This is a genomic window from Streptomyces sp. NPDC047853, from assembly GCF_043204535.1.
GTDB lineage: Bacteria > Actinomycetota > Actinomycetes > Streptomycetales > Streptomycetaceae > Streptomyces.
Genome location: NZ_JBIDCI010000005.1, coordinates 181393 through 199197 on the forward strand (window position 1 = coordinate 181393; position 17805 = coordinate 199197).

General features: G+C 71.3%; 11 protein-coding genes and 1 pseudogene. 8 read left to right on the forward strand and 4 right to left on the reverse strand.

Features of this window, described 5'->3' with window-relative positions; all coding sequences use genetic code 11:
* Positions 1-83: 83 nt before the first annotated feature.
* The 6 genes from ACGF5T_RS12320 (at position 84) to ACGF5T_RS12345 (ending at position 8132) form a co-directional block, all read left to right on the forward strand.
* A complete protein-coding gene (locus ACGF5T_RS12320) occupies positions 84-1055 on the forward strand; it encodes a hypothetical protein (RefSeq protein ID WP_366766563.1) in 972 nt (323 codons plus the stop codon).
* A gap of 140 nt (positions 1056-1195) precedes the next feature.
* On the forward strand, positions 1196-2305 hold the full coding sequence (gene chvE / locus ACGF5T_RS12325) for a multiple monosaccharide ABC transporter substrate-binding protein (protein WP_356603077.1): 1110 nt from the start codon (positions 1196-1198) through the stop codon (positions 2303-2305).
* Positions 2306-2337: 32 nt separating this feature from the next.
* Complete coding sequence (mmsA, locus tag ACGF5T_RS12330; protein ID WP_356603079.1) at positions 2338-3888, forward strand: multiple monosaccharide ABC transporter ATP-binding protein; 1551 nt, start codon at positions 2338-2340, stop codon at positions 3886-3888.
* Positions 3885-5129: a multiple monosaccharide ABC transporter permease gene (mmsB, locus tag ACGF5T_RS12335; protein WP_356603081.1), complete on the forward strand. Its 1245-nt coding sequence runs from the start codon at positions 3885-3887 to the stop codon at positions 5127-5129. Before mmsA ends, mmsB begins: the two co-directional genes overlap by 4 nt.
* A gap of 64 nt (positions 5130-5193) precedes the next feature.
* A complete protein-coding gene (locus ACGF5T_RS12340; RefSeq protein WP_361014630.1) occupies positions 5194-6342 on the forward strand; it encodes an aldose epimerase family protein in 1149 nt (382 codons plus the stop codon).
* Between the two features lie 161 nt (positions 6343-6503).
* Entirely contained in the window at positions 6504-8132 is a 1629-nt protein-coding gene (locus ACGF5T_RS12345) for a histidinol-phosphate transaminase (protein ID WP_366766562.1), read from the forward strand.
* A 25-nt stretch (positions 8133-8157) separates the two neighbouring features.
* Here the strand turns inward: ACGF5T_RS12345 and ACGF5T_RS12350 are convergent.
* Positions 8158-9591, reverse strand: a pseudogene (locus ACGF5T_RS12350) (family 43 glycosylhydrolase).
* Positions 9573-10541: an arabinan endo-1,5-alpha-L-arabinosidase gene (locus ACGF5T_RS12355; RefSeq protein WP_366766640.1), complete on the reverse strand. Its 969-nt coding sequence runs from the start codon at positions 10539-10541 to the stop codon at positions 9573-9575. The pseudogene ACGF5T_RS12350 and the gene ACGF5T_RS12355 overlap by 19 nt, the downstream one beginning before the upstream one ends.
* 267 nt (positions 10542-10808) lie before the next feature.
* Between ACGF5T_RS12355 and ACGF5T_RS12360 the strand changes: the two genes are divergently transcribed.
* The gene (locus tag ACGF5T_RS12360; protein ID WP_356603089.1) at positions 10809-12371 is read left to right on the forward strand and encodes a substrate-binding domain-containing protein; all 1563 of its coding nucleotides are present in this window, start codon (positions 10809-10811) and stop codon (positions 12369-12371) included.
* Positions 12372-12589: 218 nt separating this feature from the next.
* Here the strand turns inward: ACGF5T_RS12360 and ACGF5T_RS12365 are convergent, their stop codons facing one another.
* The gene (locus tag ACGF5T_RS12365; protein ID WP_356603091.1) at positions 12590-13237 is read right to left on the reverse strand and encodes a DUF4360 domain-containing protein; all 648 of its coding nucleotides are present in this window, start codon (positions 13235-13237) and stop codon (positions 12590-12592) included.
* A gap of 228 nt (positions 13238-13465) precedes the next feature.
* On the opposite strand from ACGF5T_RS12365, the gene ACGF5T_RS12370 reads away from it, so the two are divergent.
* Positions 13466-16219 (forward strand): beta-galactosidase, encoded by a 2754-nt coding sequence (locus tag ACGF5T_RS12370; RefSeq protein WP_366766561.1) that lies wholly within the window; start codon positions 13466-13468, stop codon positions 16217-16219.
* Positions 16220-16277: 58 nt separating this feature from the next.
* Here ACGF5T_RS12370 and ACGF5T_RS12375 read toward each other — a convergent pair whose 3' ends face one another.
* Positions 16278-17783 (reverse strand): alpha-N-arabinofuranosidase, encoded by a 1506-nt coding sequence (locus ACGF5T_RS12375; RefSeq protein WP_366766560.1) that lies wholly within the window; start codon positions 17781-17783, stop codon positions 16278-16280.
* Positions 17784-17805 lie beyond the last annotated feature (22 nt).

The window sequence follows — 17805 nt, forward strand, 5'->3', positions numbered from 1 at the left end:
TACCGGCGTACGCCCATCCGCACGGGCTTCCCGTCCCCAGAGCCGCGAACCCCGTCCGAAATACCGAACATTAAGGACAGCTTGTGACCGACGCTTCCGCCAAGGCCGCCGCACGCAGGCCCGGCGAGCAGGCGCTCGCCGCGCTCGGCCTGGCCGCGCCCGCCCCGGACCCCGCCGACGCCTCGCCGCACTCCTTCCCGGGCGGCGGCCGCTGGCGCACCGAGATCCCGTCCGTCGAGGGTCCCGAGGCGCTGGGGGTGGTGCTGAAGGAGTCCTCGCGGCTGGACGTGCCGATCCACCGGATCAGCCAGGGCAGCGGCGTGTGGATGCTGACCGACGCCGAGATCACCGAGATGGTCGAGGCCACCGCCGAACGCGACATCGAGCTCTGCCTGTTCACCGGTCCGCGCGGCACCTGGGACATCGGCGGCTCCACCCGGACCGACTCGGGCGGCGCGGGTCTGCGGGCACGCGGCCACGACGCGGTCGCCGGGTGTGTCGAGGACGCCGTGCGCGCCACGGAGCTGGGCGTGAAGTGTCTGCTGGTGGCCGACGAGGGCGTGCTGTGGACGCTGCACCGGGCGCGCGCCGCCGGCCTCCTCCCGGCCGGCACCACGCTCAAGCTCTCCGCGCTCGTGGGGCCGGTCAACCCGGCCTCGTACGCGGTCTACGAGCGGCTCGGCGCCGACTCCATCAACGTGCCCAGCGACCTGACGACGGATCACCTGAGCGAGATCCGGCGGGTCTCGGCCGCGCCCATGGACATGTACATCGAGGCTCCCGACGACCTCGGCGGCTATGTGCGGATGTACGAGGTGGCCGAGCTGATCCGGCGCGGCGCCCCGCTGTACCTGAAGTTCGGCCTCTCCAAGACCCCCGGGATCTATCCGTACGGCCACCACTTGAGGGAACTGACGCTGGCCACCGCGAAGGAGCGGGTGCGGCGCGGCCGGCTGGCGCTGGACCTGCTCGCGCGGCACGGGGCGGACGGGGACATGGCTCCGCTCGGCTCGCGGGAACCGGGCCCGCTCCACCGGTTCGAGATCTCGTCATAACGTTCCGGAAACGTGCTTCACAAAAGAAGACACGACCGCGCACAATCCCACACACACCTGTCATCGGTCGATCCACCCTCAGCTCTTCGCGGGTCGGCACCACCCGACCGAACCCTGCACCCACATCAAGGATGATGACCATGCGCAACCGCAGAGCCGCACTCGCCGCGATGGCCTCCGCCGCCTCCCTCGCCCTCACGCTGACCGCCTGCGGCCAGAGCGGGGAGGGCGGCAGTGAAGAGGACAAGGGCGGCGCCGACGGCGGCACGATCGGCATCGCGATGCCGACCAAGTCCTCCGAGCGCTGGATCGCCGACGGCGCCAACGTCGAGAAGGAGCTGAAGGCCAAGGGGTACGAGACCAAGCTCGTCTACGGCGAGGACGACCCGGACCAGCAGGTCTCCCAGATCGAGAACATGATCACCCAGGGCGTGGACGCCCTGATCGTCGCCGCGATCGACAACAAGTCGCTCAACAACGTGCTCCAGCAGGCCAAGGACGCCGACATCCCGGTCATCTCCTACGACCGGCTGATCCTCGGCACGGAGAACGTCGACTACTACGCCTCGTTCGACAACGAGAAGGTCGGCGAGCTCCAGGGCGGCTACATCGTCGACAAGCTCGGTCTGAAGGCGGGCAAGAAGGGCCCCTTCAACGTCGAGCTGTTCGCCGGCTCCAACGACGACAACAACACCAAGTACTTCTTCCAGGGCGCGATGAACGTCCTGAAGCCCTACATGGACAAGGGCGAGGTGATCGTCCGCTCCAAGCAGACCGCCCTCAACCAGGTCACCACCCTGCGCTGGGACGGCGGCACCGCGCAGAAGCGCATGGACGACCTGCTCACCTCCAGCTATCGCAGCGCCCGGGTGGACGCGGTGCTCTCGCCGTACGACGGCATCTCCATCGGCATCCTGTCGGCCCTCAAGTCGGACGGCTACGGCTCCAAGGCCAAGCCGATGCCCGTCGTCACCGGACAGGACGCCGAGGTCGCCTCGGTGAAGTCGATCATCGCGGGCGAGCAGACGCAGACCGTCTACAAGGACCTGCGCCAGCTCGCCAAGGTCGCCTCCAACATGGTCGACGCGGTCCTGAACGACAAGAAGCCCGAGACCAACGACACCAAGTCCTACGACAACGGCGCCAAGGTCGTCCCCGCCTACCTGCTCCAGCCGGTCAGCGTGGACAAGACCAACTACGAGAAGGAGCTCGTCGACGGCGGCTACTACACCGCCGACGACCTGAAGTAACCGGGCTCTCTCAAGGATTGGAAGGCACGACCATGGCGGGACCCGTCCTGGAAATGCGCTCGATCGTCAAGACCTTTCCCGGTGTCAAAGCGCTGTCGGACGTCACGCTGACCGTCCGCCAGGGCGAGGTCCACGCCATCTGCGGGGAGAACGGCGCCGGGAAGTCGACCCTGATGAAGGTGCTCTCCGGCGTCCATCCGCACGGCAGCTACGAGGGGGACGTCCTCTTCGAGGGCGAGACCTGCCGGTTCAAGGACATCCGGGCGAGCGAGCAGCACGGCATCGTGATCATCCACCAGGAGCTGGCGCTGGTGCCGTATCTGTCCATCGCGGAGAACATCTTCCTCGGCAACGAGCACGCCAAGCGCGGGCTGATCAACTGGAACGACACCCTCAGGCACGCCACCGAACTGCTGCGGCGGGTCGGTCTGGACGAGCACCCGGAGACCCGGGTCGCCGACATCGGCGTGGGCAAGCAGCAGCTGGTGGAGATCGCCAAGGCGCTCTCCAAGAAGGTGAAGCTGCTCATCCTGGACGAGCCGACGGCGGCGCTCAACGACGAGGACAGCGGCAAACTCCTCGACCTGATCCTTCAGTTGAAGGACCAGGGCATGACCTCGATCATCATCTCGCACAAGCTGAACGAGATCCGCCGGGTCGCCGACTCGGTCACGATCATCCGTGACGGGCAGTCCATCGAGACGCTCGACGTGAAGGCTGCGGAGACGACCGAGGACCGGATCATCAGCGGGATGGTCGGCCGGGACCTGGAGAACCGCTTCCCGGACCGGACCCCCCACCACCCGGAGGAGGGCAGCGCGCCCGCCCTGGAGATCCGCAACTGGACCGTGCACCACCCCATCGACCAGCAGCGCAAGGTCGTCGACGACGTCTCGATCGAGGTGCGGCGCGGCGAGATCGTCGGCATCGCAGGGCTCATGGGCGCGGGCCGCACGGAACTCGCGATGAGCGTGTTCGGCCGCACCTACGGCCGGTACGCGGGTGGCACGGTCCTGAGGGACGGCACCGAGATCCGTACGAAGACCGTCCCGGAGGCGGTCGGGCACGGCATCGCGTACGTCACCGAGGACCGCAAGCACTACGGCCTCAACCTCATCGACACCATCAACCGGAACATCTCGCTGACCGCGCTGGGCAAGGTCGCCAGGCGCGGGGTCGTCGACGAGCACGGGGAGCGGCAGGTCGCCGAGGGCTTCCGCAAGTCCATGAACATCAAGGCGCCGACCGTCTTCGAGCCGGTGGGCAAGCTGTCCGGCGGCAACCAGCAGAAGGTCGTCCTCAGCAAGTGGATCTTCGCGGGTCCCGAGGTGCTGATCCTGGACGAGCCCACGCGCGGTATCGACGTGGGCGCCAAGTACGAGATCTACACGGTCATCGACCAGCTGGCCGCCGAGGGCAAGGCGGTCGTCTTCATCAGCTCCGAACTGCCGGAGCTGCTCGGTATGTGCGACCGCATCTACACCATGGCCGCGGGCCGGCTGACGGGTGAGTTCTCGCGGGCCGAGGCCTCGCAGGAAGCGCTGATGCGTCGGATGACGAAGGACAAAGAGGTAACCCGATGAGCACGGACGTGACCGCCAAGACGCCGGCCCCCGCGCCGTCCGGCCGGGGCGGGTCGGCCGCCGGGGACGGACTGCTGCGGCTGATGCTGGACGGCATGCGCCGCAACATGCGGCAGTACGGCATGCTGATCGCCCTCGGCCTGATCGTGGCGCTGTTCGCGGTGTGGTCGGACGGCGACCTGCTGCTGCCGCGCAACGTGTCCAACCTGGTGCTGCAGAACAGCTACATCCTGATCCTCGCGATCGGCATGATGCTCGTCATCATCGCGGGCCACATCGACCTGTCGGTCGGCTCGCTGACCGCGTTCATCGGCGCGATGGCCGCGGTGCTGATGGTCGAGAACGACCTGTCCTGGCCCGTCGCGGTGGTGCTGTGCCTGGCCATCGGCGCCGTCGCGGGCGCGGTGCAGGGGTTCTTCATCGCCTATCTCGGCATACCGTCGTTCATCGTGACCCTCGCGGGCATGCTGCTCTTCCGCGGTCTCACCGAGATCTTCCTGGAGGGCCAGACCCTCGGCCCGTTCCCGAAGGACCTGCAGAAGATCGCCAACGGCTTCCTGCCCGAGGTCGGCCCGGACACCAACTACCACAACCTCACGCTGCTGCTGGGCTTCGCGCTGATCGCGTTCGTGGTGTACCAGGAGGTCCGCGACCGCAAGCGGCAGCAGGAGTTCGCGCTCGAGGTGCTGCCGGCCAAGATGTTCCTGCTCAAGCTGGTCGCGCTGGTCGCCGCCGTCCTCGTGGTCACGCTGCTGCTGGCCAGCTACAAGGGCGCCCCGATCGTGCTGCTCATCCTGGGCGCGCTGGTCGTCGGCTTCGGCTACCTGATGCGCAACGCGATCATCGGCCGCCACATCTACGCCATCGGCGGCAACCTGCCCGCGGCCAAGCTGTCGGGCGTGAAGGACAAGAAGGTCACCTTCCTGGTCTTCCTGAACATGGGCATGCTCGCGGCCCTGGCGGGTCTGGTCTTCGCCGCCCGCTTCAACGCGGCCTCTCCCAAGGCCGGCCTCAACTTCGAGCTGGAGGCCATCGCCGCCTCGTTCATCGGCGGCGCGTCGATGAGCGGCGGGGTCGGCACGGTCCTCGGCGCGATCATCGGCGGTCTGGTCCTGGGCGTGCTGAACAACGGCATGAACCTCGTCGGCATCGGCACCGACTGGCAGCAGGTCATCAAGGGCGCTGTGCTGCTGGCGGCCGTCGGCTTCGACGTGTGGAACAAACGCAGGGTCGGTTCGTAGGTCCCCCGGGCCCCGCCGACCGAGGCGGGGCCCGCTTCTTTCCCGGAAGTACAGGAGCCCGCACATGGAACTGAGCAGACGCACGGTCATCGCATCAGCAGCAGCCGCCGGCCTCGCCGCCTCCGCGGTCGGCGGCACGGCACACGCCACGGGAGGCAGGAAGCCGGTGAAGGAGCTCTTCGGCAGGCTCGCCGACGGCACGAAGGTGTACCGCTGGTCGCTGGAGAACGGCGGCACGCGGATGAAGGTGCTGTCCTACGGCGGAGTCGTCCAGTCCCTCGAGGTCCCCGACCGCCGGGGCCGGTACGCGAACGTCTCCGCGGGCTTCGACAACCTCGACGACTACGTGGCGTCCAGCCCGTACTTCGGCGCCCTCATCGGCCGCTACGGCAACCGCATCGGCCGGGGCCGCTTCACCCTGGACGGCAAGGCCTACCAGCTCTCCGTCAACGACGGCGAGCAGAGCCTGCACGGCGGCGCCCAGGGCTTCGACAAGCGGGTGTGGGACGTCGAGCCGTTCACCGCGGGCTCCGACGTCGGCCTGGTCCTGTACTACACCAGCGTCGACGGGGAGATGGGCTACCCGGGCACGCTCCGCTCGAAGGTGACGTACACCCTCACCCGACGCGGCGAGTGGCGCATCGACTACGAGGCCACCACCGACAAGGCCACCGTCGTCAACCTCACCAGCCACGTCTACTGGAACCTGGCGGGCGAGGGCAGCGGCACGATCGAGGACCACGAGCTGTCGATCGCGGCGTCCCGCTACACGCCCACCGACGCGGGCCTGATCCCGACGGGCGAACGGGCGAAGGTGTCCGGCACGCCCTTCGACTTCCGCCGGGCCAAGACCGTCGGCCGGGACCTGCGCGACGCCCACCCGCAGTTGGTCACCGCCAAGGGCTTCGACCACAACTGGGTGCTGGACAAGGGCGTCACCGACCGCCCCGAGCACATCGCCACCCTGCGCGACCCGGCCTCCGGCCGCACCCTGCGCATCGCGACCGACCAGCCGGGCCTGCAGTTCTACTCGGGCAACTTCCTCGACGGCACCCTGACCGGCACCGGCGGCTCCCTCTACCGCCAGGGCGACGCCCTGTGCCTGGAGACGCAGCACTTCCCGGACTCGCCGAACCAGCCGTCGTTCCCCTCGACGGTGCTGCGGCCCGGGCAGACGTACCGGACGACGACGGTGCACTCGTTCGACGCGTGAGGCCGTCCGGCGGCGCGTGAGGCCGTCCGGCGGCGCGCGGGGGCGTGCGGGGGCGCACGAGGAACACACTTTCTTCACACGCGTTGAACAGTGTCACTCCGTCCCCCGTATGTAGGGGCGGCCCGCGCTCCCCCGCGGGCCCCCCACCGACGGAGGTCCACTTGTCCGGCAACGTCACCTCGCTGTTCCGCAGCACCGCGGCACACAGCCCGTCGATGGCGGCGCTGGCGCGGGAGAGCGGCGGGGCGGGCGCCGGACCGGTGGACTTCTGCATCCCCTGCAACCCGTACTTCCCCACCCCGGCGATGTTCGACGAGATGGCCGCCCGGCTGCGCGACATCATCACGTACTACCCGAGCAGTGCCGACACCATCACCGCCGAGCTGTGCAGCCTGCTGCAACTGCCCCCGCAGTGCGTGGCGATGGGCAACGGCTCCACGGAGCTGATCACCTGGATCGACCACCTGCTGGTCCGCGAGTCCCTCGCCGTCCCCGTCCCCACCTTCGGCCGCTGGACCGACCAGCCGATGGAGACCGGCAAACGGGTCGACATGTTCCCGCTCCAGGAGTCCGGCGGCTTCGCCCTCGACCTCGCGCGTTACGCCGAGTTCATCCGGGCCCGCGGCACCCGGGCGGTGGTGGTCTGCAACCCCAACAACCCCGACGGCGGCTATCTGCACAAGCAGGCGCTCGTGCAGTTCATGGACGCGATGGCCGACCGGGACCTGGTGGTGATCGACGAGTCCTTCCTGGAGTTCGCCGACGCGGAGGCCGAGCCCAGCGTGGTCCAGGAGGCGATGCTGCGGCCCAACGTCGTCGTCCTGCGCAGCCTCGGCAAGAACTTCGGCCTGCACGGCATCCGCTTCGGTTACCTGGTCGCGAACCCCGCGCTCGCGGGCCGGGTGCGCGCCATGCTCCCCAAGTGGAACCTCAACTCCTTCGCCGAGCACGTGGTGTTCATGCTGCGCGATCACGGTCCGGAGTACGCGCGGAGCCTGCACCAGGTCCGCCGGGACCGCCTGGAGATGTCCGGTCAGCTGTCGGCGCTGCCCGGCCTGACCGTCTACCCCTCCCAGGGCAACTTCCTCTTCGTGCGCCTGCCCGTGGGCGCCGAGGGCACCGTCGTCCGGGACCGGATGCTCACCGAGCACCGGGTCCTGGTCCGCGAGTGCGGCAACAAGATCGGTTCGTCCAGCCGCTTCCTGCGTCTCGTGGTGCGCCCCCAGGCCGACGTCCGTCGCCTGGTGTCCGGCCTGGAACAGGTGCTCTACGGGACCGGGAGGGGAGCCGCCGTGCCCGAGCCCGCCACCGGGACCGGTTACAGCTCGGGCACGGCGGTGGTGGACCGCCTGCTGAGCCAGACCGACGGCGCGGGCCTGCGGGCGCTCGCCGACGGTGGCTCCACCCCGGGACCGGCCGTCCCGGCGGCCACCGGCACCGGCATGCCGCTCCCGGCCGCGGTGCCCGTCGCCCCGGCGGCGGCCGCCCTCGGCCCGATGCCGGTGCCGGCCCCGCCGCCGCAGGTCCCGCAACCGGCGCCGGTCCCCCACCCGGCGCCATACCCCGGGCCGGTGCCGGTCCCCCACCCGGCACCGGTCCCGCAGCCCGTGCCCGCCCCGGCCCCCGCGGCGGACCCCTACCCGGCACCCACCCCGCCCGGTGTCCCGGCCCGTGGCGGACTCACGGCCGCCCAGGTCCGGGGCACCAACGGGCTGGAGTCGGTACCGGCGGCGGGCTGGCCGGCCCAGCAGAACTGGCCGAACGCGGCGGGCATGGGCCGCACCGGGTGAGGGCGCGGGGCCGGAGCGGTGCGCCCTACACCGGGTCCAGTCGCCACTGCTGACAGGCGTTGTCCAGCCAGGACCACTGCCGTACGTCGGCGGAGTCGGCGGTGGAGCAGTTCGCGACGTCGGCGACCTTGCCGGTGGCCCGGTTGACGATCCGGACGTGGCCGCTGTCGGTGGCGAGGAACCGGAACCGCTGACAGGTGTTGTCCAGCCAGGACCACTGCCGCAGGTCGGCGCCGTCGGCGGCCGAGCAGTCGGCGGTGTCCAGCACCTTCCCGGTGGCCGCGTTGAGCAGCCGGTGGGTGTCGTCGCCGAGGTCCTCCAGGCGCCAGCGCTGGTGGGCGCCGCCGTTGCAGGTGTACTGCCGCACGTCGGCCCCGTCCGCGGCCGAACCACCGGTCACCTCCAGGCACTTGCCGCTGTTGCGGTTGGTGACGGTGTACGTCCTGCGGACCGTGGACGGCTCCCCCGAGGGCCCGGGCAGGGCGGCCCCCAGCCGGACGGGCGTGCCCAGGTTCGGGGTGCCGTCGGCGTTCCAGGTGAACTTCTGCGCCCGCGCCGTACGCCCGTTGTCGCAGCCGTCGGTGGCGGCGTCGTTGGCGTGGTAGACGATCCAGCTCTCGGTGCCGTCCGGCGAGGTGAAGAAGCCGTTGTGCCCCGGGCCGTAGACGCCGTCGCCGTCGCTGCGCCGGAAGAGGGGCGTGGACTTCTTGGTCCAGGAGGACGCGGAGGTCGGCGAGGACCCGGTCAGTTCGAGCTGCCCCAGCTTGTAGTCCGGGGTCCAGCAACCGCTCGCGGAGTAGACCAGGAAGGTCCTGCCGCCCCGCCGGAGGATCTCCGGCCCCTCGTTGACCGGGGCGCCGGAGCGTTCCCAGTCGTACGTCGGCGTGGACACGGTCGTGAAGGAGGAACTGACCGTGTACGGGGTGGACATGCGCGCGGCGACGATGTTCTGCGTCCCGTCGTGCGTGCTGCCGAAGAGGTAGAGCTGCCCGTCGATCGTGGCGACCGTGGGGTCGAGCATCCAGGCGGAGTTGAGCTGCCCCCGGTAGGTGTACGGCCCCATGGGGTCCGGGCCCGCGCTCTCCAGCACGTGGCTGCGCTGGGTCGGGTTGTAGTCGGCCACGTCCTGGCCGGCCACGTAGTACAGGTACCAGCGCCCGTTCAGGTGGTGCAGTTCGGGCGCCCAGATGTTGCAGCACCGGGAGGCCGCGTCGCCCTGCCACACCTGCACGCCGGGCGCGGTGGACAGCCCGCCCAGGGTCGGGGACTTCCGGACGGTGATCACGTCGCTCCAGCTCGTCGACACCAGGTAGTAGTCGCCGTCGTGCTACGTGATCCAGGGGTCGGCGCCCTTCTGCGCCTTGACCGGGTTGGCGAAGGAGGCCGCCTGCGCGGCCGGCTGCCCCAGCGAGAGGGCGAGCAGCAGCGCGGCCAGCAGGGTCAGTAGGCGACGGGCCATCCGCTGCTCCAGTTCAGGAGGTTGATGCCCAGCTTGGGCGTGCCGTTGTCGTTGCCGTCGTAGTAGTGGTAGACGATCAGGTCGCCGTCGACGTCGTTCATGATCGACTGGCCGCCGGGGCCGATGACGCTGCCGTGCGACTCCAGGACCGGCGTCCCGCCGTTGTTCATCATCGAGACGCCGTTCCTGTCGCGGTACGGCCCGGTGACGCTCGTGGCGCGGCCCACCTTGACCTTGTACGTGGAGCCGGTGCCGGCGCAGCAGGTGTCGTACGAGGCGAAGAGGTAGTAGTAGCCGTTCCGCTTGACGATGTACGGGGCTTCGACGGCCTTGGTCCCGGAGGGCCGGGAGGCGATCGAGTGGCGGGTGGTGTCGGACGAGAGCTGCTTCCCGGTCGACGGGTCGATCCGGATCATCTTCAGCCCGGTCCACCAACTGCCGAAGGACAGCCACCACTTTCCGTCGTCGTCGACGAAGAGGTTCGGGTCGATGGCGTTGTAGTCGCTGGACGAGCCGGAGGTGTAGACGATGCCGTAGTCGCTCCAGCTGCCCGGCCGGCCGGTGGTGGAGGCGGCGAGGCCGATGGCGGAGGTGTTGGAGCCGAACTTCGAGACGGAGTAGTACATCAGGTACTTGCCGCCGTGGTACGAGACGTCGGGCGCCCAGGCCTCCGGCACGCTGGAGTAGCGGGACCACCAGCTCGGCCGGGAGCCGAAGGCGTCCGCTCCGGCGGCGAAGGCGGTGCGGTCGGAGGAGGTCTTGCTGCTGATCCCGCCGCCGGTGGCGTAGAGCTGGTACTGCCCTGACGCGGTGCGGATCATCGTCGGGTCGTGCGTGACGACGGAGCCGGTGACCCGGCCGGGGTAGGGGTAGGCCGACGCCGTGGTGGGGACGAGCGCGAGCAGGGCCGCGGCGGGGAGGGCGAGGAGTGCGGTTCTCTTGCGCGTCATGGTCGCGATGGTCATGGGGGGACGCTCCTTCGTGTCCGGCATTTCGAACAGCGATCGCCTTTTCGGACGGGAACGTAGAATCGAACCCCTTGCGCGTCAATGGTTCGCGCAACGCCGGCAACCAACGCCCGGGGAACACCGCGCCTCTCACATGACGCGCCGGTGAATTGCTGACGGACGGTCAGCAGCGCGTCGCCCGGACACGCCTCCCCGCCGTCACCATGGCCTCCCCGTCCCTGTACGTCCGTCCTGCCTCGGGAGTCGGTCATGAACGGTGTGCCGTGGGAGTCGGTGATCGCCGTGCTCGGCCTCGCCGTGCCCGTGATCGCCGCCCTGTGGGAGTTCTTCCTGGCGGGACGCAAACGGCTCGGCTACCGCGTGCAGATGGACACCACCGTCCGGGACTCGTCCACCTCCGGTCCCGAGACCCGCGTGTTCCAGCGGATGCAGTGGGACGGCAGGACGCTGACCGACCCGTCGGTCGTGCTGCTGCGCATCGAGAACGCCGGCTGGTCCCCGATCGTCGAGGGCGACTACGTGGCGCCCGCCGCCGACCCGGTGGGCGTGAGCATCGCCTTCCCGGGCCGGCGGGTGGTCGGCATGGCCGTGACCGAGCGCAGCCGCCACGTGCCGCGCAGCTTCTTCACGCCGGACCGGCCCGGGTTCGCCGCCACGGACGGCATCATCCGGCTGCCGAAGGTGATACTCAACCGCCGGGCCCACTACAAGGTGCTGGCGGTCCTGGACCGTGAGGAGGGCTTCACCGAGCCCGAGTTCCCCGACCCTGAGGTCACCGCGGCCGTCGTCGGCGGGGTGCGCGGCGGGACCGCCAGGAAGACCGAGTACTCCCCCTTCGCGTCCCGGCCGGTCCGCTGGCTGCTCGCCGTGCTCGTCCTGGTCAGTGTCGCCCAGTCCGCGTCCACCTTCGCCCGCGGCGAGGACCCGGTCGCCGCGCCGCTGGACTGCGCCCGGGGGACGCTGCACCTGTCGGGCTCCACCGCCTTCAGGCCGGTGCTGGAACTGGCCGCCGCGCAGTACACCAGGACGTGTCCGGACGCCCGGATACCGCTGTCCGACGACTCGTTCCGGGGCAGCGTCCCGGGCCTCGACACCCTCGTCGCGGCCGGCGGGAAGGCGGCGCCCGACGGGACCGCGGGGCTGGGCGACCGGCTGGCCTTCAGCGACGGGCCGAAGACGGAGGGCCGTCCGGAGCTGCTTCCCAGGCCGGTCGCCCTGTCGCTGTTCACCCTGGTGGTGAGCGAGGACGCCGGGGTGCGGGACCTCTCCCTGCGGCAGGTGCGGGACATCTACGCCGGGAGGATCACCAACTGGAGCCAGGTGAAGGGCCGCGACCTGCCGATCCAGTTGGTCAGCCGCCATCCGGGCTCCGGCACCCGCGCCGCCCTCGAACAGCGGGTCCTGGGCGGCCGGCCGCTGCCCGCGGTCACCACGAACGACTGCCGGAGCCTGGACGCCGTCCGGCCCGGGCGCTGCGAGGTCGGTGGCACACCGTCCCTGCTGGACACCGTCGCCTCCACGCCCGGCGCCCTCGGCCACAGCGAGGTCGGCTCCGCCACCGGTCACGAGGGCGTGCGGCAGGTCCGCATAGACGGTTATCCCGCGACGCTGGAGGGCGCCGACCAGGGCGCGTACCCCTTCTGGGAGACCGAGATCGCCTACACCTACGGCGAGCCGCCGGCGGACTCGATCGCCGCGGGATTCCTGCGCTACCTCGCCGACGAGGTCGGCAAGGACGTCATCCGCTCCAAGGGCCACCGCCCCTGCGCCGAACTCGACAAGCCACTGGTGTGCCGCCCGGGCGGACCGTGAGACGCCGCCCTCTACGCTTGACCCGTTCGAACGCGCCGATTCCCTGAACCGGCGTCATGCGGAAGGCACTTGGGTGAGGTCGGACGCCGGGTCCCGCCGAGGAGTCGGCGCCGACGGAGTCGTCCGCCGTCAACTGCGAGGAGGTCGCCGACCTCGTCGAACAGGCGCGCGGGCCGGCCGAGCGGTGACGCCGGCCCGCGCCCTCCGTGGGTCACCCGTCAGGACTCGGGGCACTCCTTCCACGCCAGGTGGTAGACCGTGCTGATGTCGCCGTCGGTCGAGTCCATCGTCATGAAGCTCACCTCGGCGGGGTCGGACGTCCCCGTGCTCACCCGCAGCTCCGTGTTGATGTTGAAGTTGCGCTGGACCCCGCAGGGCGCCCACACCAGCTGGGCCCAGTCGGTGGTGTCGGTGGCCTGCCAGTTGTCGTCGTAGGGGCCGCTGAAGGGGTGGGTGCGGTACTCCGTGTTCGGGGAGCCCTGGAAGTAGTACGAGGCCCGCTGGGTGCCCTTGGCGCCGGGCTGGAGGGCGGCGAAGCCGCGGTAGTCCGCGCTGGCGACGGCGTAGGTGAAGCCCTGGGGCACGTGGACGAGCAGGTTGAGCTGGCAGTTCTTGCGGAAGGCCGTGGGGGCGGAGTCGCCGCCGGCCTGGGCGAGGTAGTCGCTGTAGGTGACGGTGAAGGCGGTGTTGTCGTCGGAGACGGCGACCGCCGCCGTGCCCTGGGGACAGCCGGAGCCGTTCACGGTGGCGACCTTGATGACGATCCGGTCCGGCGGCGGGTCCTCGAACCCGTCGGCGGGCTGCGCCGGCAGCGCGGAGGTGAGGAGCGCGGCGATCGTGCCGCTCAGGAGCAGGCCGGTGGCCATGGATCTCCCCTTCGGTTCGGTGGGGGGTGGGTGTTGTTGAATGCGTCCGCCATCTACACATGTTGTGCACATGACATTCACAGAACGGTCGCATGGTAGGCACCCCCGCGGGACGCGAACAGCGGGAAGTCCGGCCATTTAACGCATCGCCGGGTCCTTGTGGAGAATGGCCGGCAGCGCAGCAGGAAGTACGGCGCAGCAGGAAGTACGGCAACAGGAGAGGCTCCCTTGGAGCTCAGCAGGCTCAGCAGACGAGCGTTCAGCGCCCTCGCGGGCACCACCGTCCTCGGTCTCTCGCTCGGCGGCAGTGTGAGCGGCCGGACGCTGCCCGCCTCCGGCGCCGCCGGCCCGGCGCCCACCGGGCCGCCGCCCGGGCCGCCCGGCGCCGACGGGGTGCGCCACCGGGTCGCCCTGGACCGGTACAGCCTGCTGGTCGACGGCAGACGCCTGAGCCTGTGGTCCGGCGAGTTGCACCCCTTCCGCCTGCCCAGCCCCTCCCTGTGGCGGGACGTCCTGCAGAAGATGCGGGCGTACGGCTACAACGCGGTCGACGTCCGCCTCGCCTGGAACCAGCACTCCCCCGCCCCCGGCGCCTACGACTTCACCGGCGTCCGCGACCTGGACCTGTTCCTGCGCACGGCCGCCGAGAGCCGCCTGTACGTCGTCCTGCACCCCGGCCCGCGCATCGGAGCGGACGTGGACGGCGGCGGCCTCCCGGGCTGGCTGAGGTCCGCCGCGGGCGGGGCCGGGACCACCGACGCCGGGTACGCGCGCCACGCCGACGAGTGGCTGAGCCGCGTCAACGCCGTCGCCGCCCGGCACCAGTACACCCGCGGCACCGGCACCGTCCTGCTCTACCGCGTCGACGCCCCCGAGCGCGCGGGCCTGACCCGCCTGCACGACCGGCTCCGCGCCGACGGCATCGAGGTGCCCGTCCTGCACGCCGGCGCCCCGGTCCCCCGGGGGGAGGCCGAGCACAGCCGCGACGCCGCCGAGGCACGGCGCGTCCACCTGGCGCACCTCGCGCGGGGGGTCACGCTGCACAGCGTGCGCACCGCGTTCGGCGGCACCTCGTGGGGCTGGCTGGCCGCCTCCTCGGCCCCCGCGCCCACCTACGACCCCACCGCGGCGATCGACGAGGCGCGCCGGCCCACGGACCGGCTCGCCCCGCTCCACCAGCTCGGGCACCTGCTGCGCCACGTCCCCGACTTCACCCGGCTCGACGAGGCGCCCGGGGTCCGGGCCGCGGACGCCCGCCTCCAGGTGCGGCACCTGACCAACCCGGACACCGGCACGCACGCGTACGTCCTGCGCAACGACTCTGCCGCCGACGTGACGTCGACGCTGCCGATGGGCGGGACCGACGTGGAGGTCACCGTCCCCGCCCGCGACGCCCGGCTGTACGCCACCGGGCTGCCCGTGGGCTCGGGCCGCAAGCTCGCGTACGCCACCGTGCAGCCCATGGCGACCCTGAGCGTCGGACGGCTGGACATCGCCGCCTTCACGGGCCGGGCCGGGGAGATGGCCCACCTGGTGCTGGACTGCCCGCACGAGCCGTGGCCGACCCGGCTCGACGAGGAGGCGGCCTGGGCGTACGACCACGGCCGACTGCACGTCACGGTGCCGCTGCGCGAGAACGGGCTGACCCGGGTCCGCATCCGCAGCGGTGAGTCCGACCGCACCACGCTGCTGCTCTTCGCCGACGACGCCGCCTCGCTGCGGCTGTGGCCGTACGAGACCCCGTCGGGCCGCGTCCTCGTGCACGGCCCGGCGCTGCTGCGCGACGTCGCCCTGGACGGCTCCACGGTCAGGCTGACCGGTGACACCGTCGAGGAGTGCTCCCTGGAGGTGTGGGCACCCCGCGGCATCACCGACGTGACCTGGAACGGCGAGCCGGTGAGCACGTCGGTCAGCCGCGCCCACAGCCTGCTGGCCACCTGGCAGTTGCCCGGGGTGCCCGAGCTGGTGCTGCCCGCGCTCGACGGCTGGCGGCGCCGCGCGGAGAACCCCGAGTCCGCGCCGGACTACGACGACTCCGGCTGGCGGACCGCCGACCTGCGGACCTCGCACGGCACGACCCCCGTGCCGGACGGACAGCCCGTGCTCTTCGCCGACGACTACGGCTTCCACTACGGCGACGTCTGGTACCGCGGCCGGCTCACCGCGGCCGCGGGCCTGGAGTCCGTGTCCCTCGCCTACCGCACGGGTGCGCGGGGCCTGCTGATGGCGTGGCTGGACGGGGAGCCGCTGGGCACGCACCGCACGGGCGGGGAGGGGGAGGGGGGCACGTGGGCGGCCACGGCCCGCTTCCGGCTCCCGGCCGCGCTGCGCGAGCGCCGGCGGCGACGGCCGGACGCCGGTGCCTCCCCCGTCCTGTCCGTCCTGGTCCGGCGTACCCGGCACGACCAGGACGCCCACCGGTCGGCCCGCGGTCTCGTCTCGGCCGCCTTCGAAGGGGCGTCACCGAAGGCGGAGTGGCGCATCCGGGGCGCGGTCGCACCCGACCCCGTGCGCGGTCCGCTCAACACGGGCGGGCTGTACGGAGAGCGGCACGGTTGGCACCTGCCCGGCTACGACGACGGCCGCTGGGAGGCCGTCACCCCCACCCGAGTGGACGCCGGCGGGGACCGGCGCCAGGGCGTGACCTGGTACCGGACCACCTTCCGGCTAGACGTCCCGCCGGACGTCGACGCCTCGGTCGGCCTGGCCCTCGACGCCGGCCGGGGCCGCGGCAACCGCGCCCAGGTCTTCCTGAACGGCTGGAACATGGGCGAGTACGCGGGCGACCTGACGGACTCGCCGGGGACCTTCGTCCTGCCGAACGGCATCCTGCGCACCCGCGCCGCCGCCAACACCCTGGCCCTCGCGGTCCTGTCGGGCGGCGACACGGCCCCGGGGCCGGGCCGGGTACGGCTGGAGCTGCTCGGCAGCGCGGCCGGAGGGGTGCCGGTGGAACCGGTCGCCTCCCCCGGCCGACGCTGATCCGGCGGCCCTCCCCGGCCCGCGCCACCCCGGCCGGCGCCCGCGCCCCCCGGCGGTCTCAGCGCAGCCGGATCACGTTCCAGGACAGCGGCTCCAGCGAGGCGGTGAGCCTGCCGTCCGCCAGGGCCGTGCCGTCGACCCGGTGCGGGGCGACCCGCTCGGGCTCGGCGAGCGTGTTGCGGGCATCGGGGTCGGCGTCCGCGAGGGCGCTGTGCTCGACGACCTCGGTCAGGTCCAGGCCGCTCAGGGCGACGTCCAGCGGCAGGGCCCCGGTGCGGGAGCGGTTGACGGCGAAGACGGTGACGGAGCCGTCCTCGGCGCGCACGGCGGTGGCGTGCAGCAGGTCGGCCTCGCCGTACTTCTTCGTCTCGTACGTCGGCGAGTCCACCCGCACGTCGAGGACCTCGCCGCGGCCGTACCGGGAGGCCTGGGCGAAGGGGAAGAAGGTCGTCTGGCGCCAGGCGGGGCCGCCCGGCTCGGTCATGATCGGGGCGATGACGTTGACCAGCTGGGCGAGGCAGGCGACGGTGACGCGGTCGGCGTGCCGGAGCAGGGCGATGAGCAGCGAGCCGAAGACGACCGCGTCCATGACGCTGTAGTTGTCCTCCAGCAGGCGGGGCGCCTCGGGCCAGTCCAGGGCGCTCACCTCCGCCTGCGTCTTGGTCATGTACCAGACGTTCCACTCGTCGAAGGAGAGGTTGATCTTCTTCTTGGACTTCAGGCGGGCGCCCACGTGGTCGCAGGTGGCGACGACGTTCTCGATGAAGGACTCCATGTCCACGGCGGAGGCGAGGAAGGAGTCGACGTCGCCGTCGAGCGGCTCGTAGTAGGCGTGCAGGGAGATGTGGTCGACCAGGTCGTACGTCTCCTGAAGGACCGTCGCCTCCCACGCGGCGAAGGTCTCCATGGACTGGCCGGAGGAGCCGCAGGCGACGAGTTCGACGCCGGGGTCGATCTGGCGCATCGCGCGAGCGGTCTCGGCGGCGATCCGGCCGTACTCCTCGGCGGTCTTGTGGCCCGTCTGCCAGGGCCCGTCCATCTCGTTGCCGAGGCACCAGAGCCGGATGCCGAAGGGGTCCTTGTCGCCGTGCTCGGCGCGCAGGTCGGACAGGGCGGTGCCGGCCGGGTGGTTGGCGTACTCCTGGAGTTCCAGGGCCTCGGCGACGCCCCGGGTGCCGAGGTTGACCGCCATCATGGGCTCGGCCTGGGGGCCGACCTTCTTCAGGAAGGCGATGAACTCGGAGAGGCCGAAGCGGTTGGTCTCGGTGGAGCGCCAGGCCAGGTCGAGGCGGCGGGGGCGGTTCTCCACCGGGCCGACGGAGTCCTCCCACTTGTAGCCGGAGACGAAGTTGCCGCCGGGGTAGCGGACGGCGGTGACGCCGAGTTCGCGGACGAGGTCCAGCACGTCCTGGCGCAGGCCCGCGTCGTCGGCCGTGGGGTGTCCGGGCTCGAAGACGCCGGTGTACACGCAGCGGCCGAGGTGCTCCACGAAGGAGCCGAAGAGACGGGGGTCGACGGCGCCGACGGTGAAGGCGGGGTCGAGGGTGAAGCGGGCGGTACGCATCTTTTCCTTTCGGGGGACTCTG